The organism is Bacillus sp. B4EP4a (genome assembly GCF_006680105.1).
Lineage (GTDB): Bacteria > Bacillota > Bacilli > Bacillales > DSM-1321 > Peribacillus > Peribacillus simplex_E.
The window spans coordinates 1-283 of sequence record NZ_VHIK01000103.1; the positions used below are offsets into that span (position 1 = coordinate 1).

At 34.6% G+C, this 283-nt stretch carries 1 protein-coding gene; it reads left to right on the plus strand.

Annotated features, from left to right (window positions below; all coding sequences use genetic code 11):
* Positions 1-283 (plus strand): GNAT family N-acetyltransferase (locus FNK51_RS26195; RefSeq protein ID WP_353617994.1); only part of this gene is annotated, 283 nt, incomplete at both ends.

A 283-nucleotide genomic window follows, 5' to 3' on the forward strand; every position in this document is an offset into this window, starting at 1 on the left:
TTAAAATGGAGAAGCAGGCTGTTTTATTTCATTCATTAGAGGGTGAAAAAATCTACTTCAAAGCACTAAGGATAGAGGATGTTCAAGAGATACATCATTATGCGTCAGATCAAGAGGTTTCACGATTTATTGGCTGGAATTTGATGAGTACTTTGGAGGAAACTCGTCAGTTCATTGAAATAATGTTAAAACGTGAGTCGGCAGGAACTCATTTATATTCCTCCATTGTTGAAAAATTAACTCAAGCAATTATAGGAACAGCCATAATTTTCAATTTTGACCA